This window comes from Rhizobium sp. 18055 (assembly GCF_902706285.1).
Classification (GTDB): Bacteria; Pseudomonadota; Alphaproteobacteria; order Rhizobiales; family Rhizobiaceae; genus Rhizobium.
The window spans coordinates 1-11,066 of sequence record NZ_CACSKD010000034.1 but is presented as its reverse complement, the minus strand read 5'-3'; the positions used below and the strand labels follow the sequence as shown (position 1 = coordinate 11,066).

Annotated in this window: 9 protein-coding genes and 1 pseudogene; 2 read left to right on the top strand and 8 right to left on the bottom strand. The window is 58.5% G+C overall.

The window, feature by feature from the left end; all coding sequences use genetic code 11:
* From GVL52_RS27445 to GVL52_RS27425, 5 genes and pseudogenes are all read right to left on the bottom strand, one after another.
* Nucleotides 1-247 (bottom strand): annotated as a pseudogene (locus GVL52_RS27445) (ISAzo13 family transposase); the annotation flags it as partial.
* Between the two features lie 262 nt (nt 248-509).
* Nucleotides 510-1,820 carry a peptidase gene (locus GVL52_RS27440; RefSeq protein WP_160012577.1) on the bottom strand — a complete coding sequence of 437 codons (1,311 nt, stop codon included), beginning with the start codon at nt 1,818-1,820 and terminating at the stop codon, nt 510-512.
* 76 nt (nt 1,821-1,896) lie between these two features.
* Entirely contained in the window at nt 1,897-2,556 is a 660-nt protein-coding gene (locus GVL52_RS27435) for an O-methyltransferase (protein ID WP_160012576.1), read from the bottom strand.
* 13 nt (nt 2,557-2,569) lie between these two features.
* A complete protein-coding gene (locus tag GVL52_RS27430; RefSeq protein ID WP_160012575.1) occupies nt 2,570-5,737 on the bottom strand; it encodes an efflux RND transporter permease subunit in 3,168 nt (1,055 codons plus the stop codon).
* A gap of 3 nt (nt 5,738-5,740) precedes the next feature.
* Nucleotides 5,741-6,883, bottom strand: a complete 1,143-nt coding sequence (locus tag GVL52_RS27425) for an efflux RND transporter periplasmic adaptor subunit (protein ID WP_160012574.1) — start codon at nt 6,881-6,883, stop codon at nt 5,741-5,743.
* 157 nt (nt 6,884-7,040) lie between these two features.
* Between GVL52_RS27425 and GVL52_RS27420 the strand changes: the two genes are divergently transcribed.
* Nucleotides 7,041-7,766 carry a response regulator transcription factor gene (locus GVL52_RS27420; protein WP_160012573.1) on the top strand — a complete coding sequence of 242 codons (726 nt, stop codon included), beginning with the start codon at nt 7,041-7,043 and terminating at the stop codon, nt 7,764-7,766.
* On the top strand, nt 7,763-9,199 hold the full coding sequence (locus GVL52_RS27415; RefSeq protein ID WP_160012572.1) for an ATP-binding protein: 1,437 nt from the start codon (nt 7,763-7,765) through the stop codon (nt 9,197-9,199). The genes GVL52_RS27420 and GVL52_RS27415 overlap by 4 nt, the downstream gene beginning before the upstream one ends.
* A gap of 5 nt (nt 9,200-9,204) precedes the next feature.
* Here the strand turns inward: GVL52_RS27415 and GVL52_RS27410 are convergent, their stop codons facing one another.
* The 3 genes from GVL52_RS27410 to GVL52_RS27400 all read right to left on the bottom strand — a co-directional run.
* Nucleotides 9,205-9,768, bottom strand: a complete 564-nt coding sequence (locus tag GVL52_RS27410; protein WP_160012571.1) for a cytochrome b — start codon at nt 9,766-9,768, stop codon at nt 9,205-9,207.
* A 79-nt stretch (nt 9,769-9,847) separates the two neighbouring features.
* Nucleotides 9,848-10,021, bottom strand: a complete 174-nt coding sequence (locus tag GVL52_RS27405; RefSeq protein WP_160012570.1) for a hypothetical protein — start codon at nt 10,019-10,021, stop codon at nt 9,848-9,850.
* A gap of 836 nt (nt 10,022-10,857) precedes the next feature.
* Nucleotides 10,858-11,066, bottom strand: a 209-nt coding sequence (locus GVL52_RS27400; RefSeq protein ID WP_200847916.1) for an electron transfer flavoprotein subunit alpha/FixB family protein, incomplete at its 5' end; no start/stop codon positions are given.

The window sequence follows — 11,066 nt, the reverse complement described above, 5'->3', positions numbered from 1 at the left end:
GATCGACAAGATCTTCCAGGTCGGACAGAAGCGTCGGGTCCGTCTCGGTCAGCGGCTTGCGGCCCGCGCCCTTGCGGCGGATACCGCCAAGCGCTGAATCCGGCGCTTGGCCACGAAGTTCCCGCAACCCATAGCCGATGGTGCTTCGCGCGATCCCTGTCGCCTCGCAAACCGCCGCGATCCCGCCCCATCCCGCCGCAAGCGCTTCCGCCGCAGCAAAACGCCGACGACCCCGCTCGTCCAGCATCAAGAAAGTCGCTTACGATATAGCCGGCTTATCTGTACGAGCCATCCTGAACGCTCGACATCAGAGCAGGCCAAGTCAATCTGCTCCTCGAACACGACCTTTGCCCGGCACAGTAAGCCAGTACATGCTTGCGGTCTTGCGTAAGCCGATACTTGACGTGCGTGATGTCGAATTGGACTGAACAGCCCTACCAGTAACAGCCTAACGCCCTGAATTCAGTCGGTCCCTCCAATCTATTCACGGAAGTGTGTCGGTCGCTGCATTATCTCAGTAGCCACTCCCTGATCGAGGGAATGCTATAGCCAATGCGCCAAGTGCTGCGATGACCGCTGGCGCCTTCTGTCGCCTCACCCACAGGAATGACCGTACCTTTTCGGAAAGCGACGTAGTTGATGGTACTGCCCTCAGCGTCGATAGAGTCGAAGGCGCGCGAGAATTGATCCGCCGTCCAGGTGCCGTCCCAGACGGCGCGGCTCACCTTGGCGCCCTGCTTTTCAATGATGTCGGTGATCGCGTTTTCGCCAGGCCATGCTTTGTCGTCGTCCTGTGAAACCAAGATCCAAAGGCGCTTCTTGGTAAGTGGCTTGACCAGCGCCGGATCCCACTGACCGGCAACCAAAAACGAGGCGGCGAAGAACTCCGTATATTTTATGTTCATTGCAATCGACATCATACAGCCACCGGACTGACCGGTGGCGTAGAGCCTGGCCGGGTCGATGCTGTATTGGTGGCAGAGGGACCTCACCAGATCAATTGTCGTGTCGAGCATTGATGACGTTTCAGAATCGTCATCGGCGATGATCTCGCCGTACTGCGGCGCGAGGACAAAGCTCGGACGCGCCGCCTGGTCTTCACCACTTGCCCAGGCGATCGCGCCAAGTCCTTGAAAAAGGGTCGTACGCGTGGCGTCACTGGTCGCCCCCGCATCATGCATGAAGAGCACCAGCGGGTACGTTTTCTGCGCATCGTACCCCTGAGGGACGAAGAGATTGTATTTCAGGGTCCGCCCGGTCTTTGGGTCGATGAACTCGAGTTGCTGGAACTCGTCCACGACGAGGTTCTTCACGCCAGATGTTACAATCCGCCCGTCAGCGATGGGGCCGATCTCGCCATCGCCGGTCGCAGCGACCACGGCATGAGGTGCGCGGTAGTAGGTGTCGTTGGCCGGAATGTCACCAGCCTTTCCGGGGCCGCCGGACCGCGGTGTTTCGGGAACCGTGCTTTTCAGCTCTGTCTTGGTTGCCAGAGGTGCGTCCGCATCCTGTGGTGAAAGACTTACGATGACAAACCGGCCGCTTTCGGCCTTGTGCGCGGGGTCGGCTGAACTTGCTGGGAAAACGCTGACGATCGTCCGCCCTTTGACACTGAACGCGGCGCTGGACAGGGCTTTTGCAGTCAATGGCTTGGTAAACTCGATCGCGACCGCGATGAACCGGACGCCGTCTCCAAATACCTTGGTTACGGCTGTGGCTTTCTTCATGGACGGCAAATCTTTGGCTCCTGCCTCAATGCCAACCGACACCGCTATTCCTAAGCCTGCAGCCATCGTCAAAAATTCCCTGCGGGTCGTCATTGTGTCTCCGATAGTCATCGTATGCATGGTTTATATATGGCTTTCCGCACGTCGTTTAGAGGCATCGGTAAGCATTTTATGCGATCTTGAGTGCCAGTTCCGTCCCACGCTTGATTGGAAGCGTGATAGAGATGAACCCGTTCGCATCATCGCGGATATAGTCAAGGAAGTCCGGCTCGGCATTGTCGTTCAAAACGTATCCGCCGACGCGCAATTGTGGCGAAACGATTTCTATGACCTGCCGCGCGAGTGATGGTCCCTCAGGCTGTGGCCACCCATCGATCAGAACGAAGTCGACGGTGCCACCGAGATCGGTCAGCGTCTGGCGGGCGTCTCCTTGCCGGATCTCTGCAAAGCTGGAGAGGCCGGCATCGGCGAGGTTCTGCACTGCGACATCGACTTTCGCCTGGACAAGTTCGGATCCAATGACCAGGCCGCCGCCGTTGTCGCGCATGGCGGCCGCGAAATAGACTGCGGACATGCCGACCGAGGTTGCGAAGTCGACGACCCGGGTTGCTCCCATGGCTCGGCAAAGTAGATAGATCAGATCGCCCTGATCAGGGTGGATCGAGAAGCCGTAATCCGCGAAGGCTTCGGCGTCGTGACGTGAGGGGCCTGCGAACGCGGATCTGTCCGGTTGTCGCCGCGATTGGTTCATGCGCTCAATGACATTGCGCACGCGCTTGTCACGGATTGGGCTAAGCCCTTTGGCACGGGCGTCGTTCTGATTTTCCATGGCGTCTGCACCTCTAGGATTGTGAAGCTGTGGTGGATGTTTTGGATGGGCCGATGACACGATTTCGGTGGAAAAGCCTTGTGACCACTAGGAAGAACATCGGGACGTAGACGACTGCGAGCGCGGTCCCTGTGATCATGCCGCCAAGCACCGCCGTACCGATCGCGATCCTGCTCTGGGCACCAGCGCCTGTTGCCACCGCCAATGGTATAACGCCAGCAATGAATGCGATTGACGTCATCAGGATTGGCCGCAATCGGACGCGCGCCGCATCGAGGGCTGCTATGACAACGTCCTGGCCTTGCCGGCGCGCTGATTCTGCAAACTCGACGATAAGGATCGCGTTCTTCGATGCAAGCCCGATGGTCGTGAGCAGACCGACTTGAAGGTATATGTTGTTTTCGAGGCCCCGTAGCGTGACGGCAAGCACTGCCCCGATGACACCAAGCGGGATGACGAGCATCACGGCCAGCGGAACCGACCAGCTTTCGTAAAGTGCTGCGAGGCACAGAAAGACAACGATGACAGACAACCCGTAAAGATAGCCGGTTTGGCCACTTGTCTCATTCTCCTGATACGACAGACCGCTCCATGCATAGGTCGTTCCCGGCGCGAGCTGCTGCTGGAGCGAGACAATCTCAGCCATTGCCTCGCCCGAGCTGAACCCCGAGGCAGGCTCGCCATTGATTTCATAAGAGGACTTTCCATTGAAGCGTGAGACGCTGTTCGGGCCCATCTCCCAGCTCGTGGTGGCAAAGGACGAGAATGGCACCATCTTGGTGATGCCGTCCGTCGCCGTCGAGTTTGAGCGAACGAACCATTTATCTAAGTCCTGCGGAAGCGAACGGTCAATGGCGTCCGCCTGCATGTAAACCTTCTTGATACGCCCACGGTCGACGAAATCGTTGATGTAGGTTCCGCCCCATGCCGAGCTCAAGACGGCCGCGGCATCGGCATCGGTCAAACCAAGGACCGAGAGTTTCGTGTCATCATAGGTCACGCGCAGCTGAGGTGTGTCGGGAAGTGTGGAGGCGCGCACGCGTGTCAATTTCGGATCAGCTGAGGCTGCGTCGATGAGCTTGTCGCGAAGGGCGACGAATTGCTCACGAGGCATGCCGGACGAATTCAGTAGTTCGAACGTGAAGCCATTCGACTGCCCCAGTCCGTGAATGGCCGGCGGCGTCATGATGAAGACCTGCGCGTCGCGCATGTTTGACAGCTCCGTATTCGCCCGTTTGGCAATCGAATCGACGGATTGCGTCGAAGCCTTGCGCTCGTCGAATGCTGACAGGCTGGCGAATGCCTGCCCGGCATTCTGACCGGACCCGCCAAAGCCGGTCCCGGTGACCGCGAACATCACGGGCACGTCTTTGCCTTCGTTCTTCTGGAAATACCGGTCGATCTCGGCGCGGGCCTTCTCTGTACGTTCTTTCGTGGCGCCGGCCGGCAGTGTGAACTGCACCATGAGCTGACCCTGGTCTTCAGTGGGAAGGAAACTGGTCGGTAGCCTCAAGAACAGCACCGCCATGGCGACAACAATAACAGCGTAGATCACGAGATGAGTGCCGCTTCGGCGTGTCACGCTGTTGACGGCATCGACATATCGCGTGGTCGTTCGATCGAACCAACGATTGAACACGCCAAAAAAGCCACGACGGTGAAGGGGAGCGTGATTGCCCGGCTTCAGCACCGTCGCGCACAGCGCCGGAGACAGGACCAGAGCGACAAGCACTGACAAGGCCATAGCTGAAACAATGGTGATTGAGAATTGCCGGTAGATGACACCGACCGACCCTCCAAAGAAGGCCATCGGCAGCATGACCGCAGACAACACCATGGCGATGCCGACGAGCGCAGATCCGATCTCTTCCATCGAACGGACGGTAGCCGCCTTGGGGTCCAATCCCTCTTCGGTCATCACCCGCTCGACGTTTTCGACCACGACGATGGCGTCGTCCACCAGAAGGCCGATGGCCAGCACCATGCCGAACAGCGTTAGTGTGTTCATCGAGTAACCGAAGACCGCGAGGATGCCGAACGTGCCGAGCAGGACCACGGGCACGGCGATCGTCGGGACAAGCGTGGCCCGCCAGCTCTGCAAGAACACGTACATGACGATGACGACCAGCACGATCGCAATGATCAACGTCTCCACGACCTCCTCCACTGAGAGCTTGATGAAGTCGCTCGTGTCCATTGGATAGGCCACCTCGTATCCCTGAGGCAGGTTCCGAGAAAGTTCGGCGATACGGCTCTTTACTGCGACGGCGGTCTGGAGGGCGTCAGCGCCGGACGCTAACCTGACTGCAGCCCCGGAGGCTGGATGGCCGTTCAGATGGGAGGTTGCAGTGTAATCCTCCTGGCCGAGCTCGATGCGCGCGACGTCGCCAAGTCGGACCACGGAGCCGTCTGTCAGTGTCTTCACGACTATCTGTCGGAATTGCCCAGGCGTCTGGAGACGTGACTTGGCCTTGACGACGGCGTTCAATCGTTGACCTGCGGGCGACGGCGCCTCGCCAATCTGGCCGGCTGAAACGTCGGTATTTTGAGCCTCGATTGCCGAGGACACGTCGGATGGCATGAGCTGGCGCGCGGCCAGCCGGACGGGATCGAGCCAGATCCGCATGGCGTATTCGGCACCGAAGATCTGCACCTGACCGACACCATCGACGCGCGCCAGATCGTCCTGGAAGTTACTGACGAGATAGTCGGAGATGTCGCTGTCGGTTGCTTTGTCGGTCGTGTCGTAAAGCGAGAGGACCAGAAGGTTGTCGCCGTTTGCCTTCGTGACGGTAACGCCCTGGCTCTGAACTTCACTCGGCAGGCGGGAATTCGCCTGCTGGACCTTGTTTTGCACCTGTACTTGGGCAACGTCGGGATCTGTGCCTTTTTCGAATGTGGCTGTGATCTGCGACTGGCCGGAACTGTCTGATTTCGATGAGAAATAAAGGAGGTTGTCGATACCCGTGAGCTGCTGCTCTATCACCTGCGTGACCGCCGTTTCCAACGTCTCGGCAGATGCACCCGGGTAGTTGGCCGTAATGGTGACGGATGGCGGCGCGATATCTGGATACTGTGCGACCGGAAGCGTGCGGATGGCCCCCGCTCCAAGCATCATGATGACGATCGCGATAACCCATGCGAAGATCGGATGGTGGACGAAAAATCTACTTATGTTCATTGCTTAGTCCACCGTCATTTCGGTCGGCGTCACCACGGTACCGCTCTTCACCTTGGCTGTGCCCTCGACAACAAGACGGTCGCCCCTATCAAGTCCGCGGGTGATCAGCCATTTGTCTCCGATCGCCTCCGTCGCCGCGACGGAGCGTTGTTCGATCTTGTTCTCGGTGTTGACGATGAGTGCCGTTGCATCTCCCTTTGCATCGCGCATGACGCTCTGCTGGGGTGCAAGGATCCCCATGGGAACCACGCCCTGGGGCACGTTGGCACGGACGAACATGCCCGGAAGTAGTATTCCATCGGGGTTGGCGAACCGCGCACGCAGCGTGACGGTCCCGGCCGCCTCATCGACGTCCTCCTCGCTAAATTCTACCTTGCCAGCGGTCGGGTATGCAGTGCCGTCTTCAAACGCAATCGTCACGGCAGAGCCGGCAGAGGTCATAGTCCCCTGCGCGATAGCCTGCCGGGTCTTGAGAAGTGCGGTTGCTGACTGCGTGATGTCGACATAGATCGGATCGAGTTGCTGGATATTGGCAAGAGCTGTTGTCTGGCCAGCGGTTACCAGGGCGCCAGATGTGACCGAGGAGCGACCGATGCGGCCGGTGATTGGCGCCAGTACCTTCGTGAATTCGAGATTGAGCCGCGCGGTTTGCACGGAAGCGTCGTAGAGATGTACGTTGGCCTCCGCCGCGCGTGCAGCTGAAATCGCATCATCGAGGTCCTGGCCGCTCACAGCCTGGCTTTGCCCGAGACGCCTGTATCGATCGGCTTTGGCTTGATCGGTCACAAGGATGGCCTTGGCGTTTTCAAGCTGCGCCTGCGCCGTGTCGAGAGCGGCCTGATAGACGCGAGGGTCGATCTGGTAAAGAGGATCGCCTGCCTTGACGATTGCTCCTTCCGTGAACAATCGGTCCTTGATGATCCCGTCTACCTGCGGCCTGACATCGGCAGCGGTGCTTGCAACGGTCCGCCCTGTAAGTTGACTGGTCAGCGTCACTGGCTGAGCAGAAAGATTGACGAAGCCCACTTCTACTGCCTTTGGTGGCACTTCCGCCTCAGCCTGTTTCGTGCATCCGGAGAGGTTGACCGAGCCGGTGGTGGCGACAGTGACGACGAACAATATGCGAAGCGTGGAACTAGGGTGCATTCGGGATTATCCTTGCAGCTTGGTTGCTCCAAGGGATAGTCGCGTGGCTCGTCGATTGGCACGATCAATTGGTATTGAAGCGCGTCGCTGCGTAGCGGCTTGTATCAGTGTGTATCAGCCGGCTGACTTCAAAGGCCATTTCGGGTAGGAGGTGATCATGATCCAGCATCACAGACCGCTTGATCGGATCATCGTGGCCGAAGACGATGCCGACATTCGCGAACTCATCATCGGTCAGCTTGACCAGGAGCCCTACGACGTCCGTGCCGCCGGCACGGTCGCAAACGTCCGAGACCTCATGCGAAGCGGCCCGGCCGACCTGCTTGTCCTCGATCTCAATCTGCCTGACGGCGACGGAATGACGTTATGCCGCGAACTGCGTGCGGATGGACATGAGGGCGCGATCATCATGGTCACGGCAAGGGATTCGGCGATCGATCGCGTCCTGGGTCTCGAACTCGGCGCTGACGACTACCTGACCAAGCCCTTTGAGCCCCGCGAGCTGCTGGCGCGTGTTCGCAATCTGCTCAGGCGGTCCAGGAAGGTTGAGGGTGGGCGGCCACGCAATGCCCGATTTGCGCGGTTCGGTCCTTGGAGGCTGGACCTGCATCAGCGGCGTCTCGTGCGTCCCGACGAGCGGCTTGTCATGCTTTCTGCGGCAGAGTACCGCCTGCTTGATCGGTTCATAGACGCGCCGAACCGCGTGATGTCACGCGAGGAGTTGCTTCCCGAGCGCGGAGCTACGGTCGCCTTCGACCGCTCCATCGACCTGCAGATCAGCCGCCTGCGGCAGAAACTTGCGACAGAACCTGATGGGGACGGTGTCATCATCACGGTCAGAAGCGAAGGTTACGTCATGCCTGGCCCGGTTTCGTTCGAATGAAGACGTCACTGCGTCGATCTTTAGGCTTACTTGATACCCTGTCAGGACGCGTCGGGCTGCTTCTGACAGTCGGCCTGATCGCTGCCTCCTTCCTTTCGCTGCTGCTTGCAGAGCATGCGAGGCGGGACGACTTTGCGCATGTCAGGCTTGAGCGGGTTGTCGACAGTGTCGCTGACATGGTTGAGCGTTTCAACCATGATCCGGAACGAACACAATCTCTACTCAGCGACAACCGCATCCTCGGCGCGCGAGCAGCACCTGAAGGATGGATCGGGTTCCAGCCGGATCCTACGCTGGCCATGTTATTGGAAAAACGGCTCGGCATAGCCGCAAACGCGCGGGCAATGCCAATGTCTCCGGAGCAGTGCTTTCCCAACTTTGACCTCGCCAATCGGGCGGCCGGCGTCACCGATATCACGCTTCCCGAATGTTGGTTTGTCGAGTTCAAGGATGGCAGCGGTCTCGAGAGGCGCGTGGCAGTGGATTTGATGCCTTTTCGTATCCCACCAAGTTCGATATTCGACCCGCTATCCATCATTCTGATTGTCGTGGTCGGCACGGTACTCTCGTTGATTGTCGCGCGCCTCGCGACTACGCCGCTCAGAAGTCTCGCCGAGGCTGCAAAGGCGTTCTCGGTGACCATAGATCCCGAACCAATACCTGAGGAGGGCCCACGCGAAGTTCGGGCGGCGCTGAGAACATTCAACCTCATGCAAAGTCGTGTGCGGGCGGGTTTCCAGGAGCGGACCCAGATCCTTGCTGCCATCACTCACGATCTGCAGACGCCGCTGACCCGCCTTCGGCTTCGCCTCGAGCAGGTCGGAGACGATCGACTCCGCGAGCGTCTGATTGGTGATCTCGGGGTGACCCAGAAGTTCGTTCGGGACGGATTGGAGTTTGCCCGCAGCAGCGAGAGCCGTGAGCCCTGGTCGATCGTCGACCTCGACTCGATCTTGTCGAGCATTGCCGAGGACGCGGCGGAGTTCGGTGCAAACGTTCAGTTTGTTTCCGGCTGTGCCGCCGAAATAAGAGTGAAACCCAACGCGCTCACGCGCTGCCTGATGAACCTCGTGGACAATGCCGTAAAATATGCTGGAGATGCTGAACTTTCGTGTCACAGGGCCGGCGGCAAGCTTATAATCAGTGTCCGAGACCATGGGCCCGGACTTCCGGAAGATGCCCTGCCGCGCGTCATGCTACCGTTTCAACGGCATGATATGAACCAGCTTCAACCGACGTCCGGGTCCGGTTTGGGCCTCGCTATCGCCGCAGCTCAAGCGAGGACCTTCGGCGCCTTACTAAGACTGAGAGTGCATGAGTTCGGAGGATTGGTGGCAGAAATCTTGATCGAGACTGAGGCCGAGGTTGCGGACCGTCGAGAGGATTGCCAACGGTCTGAAATATTTCAGTGGCCGGTAGACGCTGCGGAATGAAGCGTCTAGATCATGCGCGACAGCACTTCATCCCGCCTCACTACCCTGTGCCAGACGACAGCGCCCAGATGGAGGAAGAGCAATGCGAAGAACGTATAGCCGCCATAGTGATGAACGACGCCGACCATCTTCCCAAGCGGACGGTCTTCCACGAGGAGATTTGGCCAATTGAAGAGGCCGAACCACGGCACCGCCCTGCCTTCCGAAGCGGAGGTGATGTAACCGGAAATGGGCATCAGGATCATCAGAGCATACAGCGCGAGATGGACGATCTTCGATGCAAGGCGCTCGTGCAGTGGAGGCTGGTGTCGCCATTCTGGCTCCGCTTTCGCGGCGCGGATCGGGATACGGATGACAAGGAGCGCCAAGGCTGTCATGCCGAGCGACTTGTGGATGTCCATCAGAAATTGCCGCTGAGCCGAACCATGCTCGAGATAGGAACAGTAGAGCCCGATCGCTAACGCGACGAGTATGACGGTCGCCATTGTCCAATGCAGCAGTCTTTGCATGGCGCCATACCGATGGACGCTGGATTTCAGGGCAGGCGGTAGCTCGGTGGATTTTCTCATTGTATCGTGCTTGCGAATTAAATGGCCTAAGGTTGGAGAGGCAATTTCCGTCGCCCCTCCACATCCGACATCCGCTGAATTACCGGCAGATCTTGGTTTCTTTAATGATCCACTTGCCGTGGACCTTCACCTTGTGGTGTTCGGTATGGCACACCAGCTTGTGGGGCTTGCCATGGTGGGGCTGGTCCGCGAAGGCGTGACCGGAAAAACCGACGACGGCGGCTAAGGCTGCCGAGAGCGCTATTTTCTTCATCTCTGCTCCGATTGGAATGTTTGGAATGGTACCTGCGAAGTGGATTGTGAAACTCGACGGGGGTGCCGAGTGTCCGGCAGATCGCAGCGGGTATTACGCACCGTACAAATCAATCCGAGACACAGCGAACCATCGCATCAAAATCGATAGGGGGCGAATTAAATTGCTGTAATGTTTAGGAAAAACGTTCCGTTCCCATTATGGCAAAGGTGCCGCCTCGCGGCTGCTCCGTCTCCCTCGGAGGCTCAGTAATTTGATCTCGCCCTTGCTTTGCGCCGTCGATCTTTTAATTCACATTGGGGAATGACATAGGCGGGAGGCTCCCCTGACGGGAGAGCAATCGGCCAAGCACGGATTTTCATTGGCCCGTCAAGCGATTTCGCCATTGGCCATGTGTCACCGTCCCAAACAGACTTCCACCTTGATTGCGGACTTCCAAATCGACCGTCGCGTCGGTAGCTTTGAGTCGGCAATAGGCCGACAGGGCAATACTTGCTTGAATGTTAGATGGCAGCCGTAGCCAACGCCGCCCGTCCACCGTTAACGCGGCCCGTGAGGCGGCCGCGGCCTCGTCTTACTGACATCATGTCGTTTGGCAGCTTCTCAGGGCGCGCATGATGCCAATCAAATTGGCCGATCTCCACACAAATTGAGGAAGACCCGATTAAATGCAAAACGACATCAAATCCTACAAGGACATGCTCAATCGCTGCCGCAATGCTTGGCGAAAGCAACAGGACCGTGTCCCATGGAAGGTGATTTCCATGGGACAGCGATAATTGGCCCATGACTTCCAATCAATGAGGATTGGCACAGGCCATTGAACATCCGAGACCTCAGACTGCCTTCTGCAGTTCAGGCAGGGCTTCGAACAGGTCGGCGACGAGGCCGTAGTCGGCCACCTGGAAGATCGGTGCTTCCTCGTCCTTGTTGATGGCGACGATGACCTTCGAGTCCTTCATGCCGGCCAGATGCTGGATGGCGCCGGAGATGCCGACGGCGATATAGAGATCGGGTGCGACCACCTTGCCGGTCTGGCCGACCT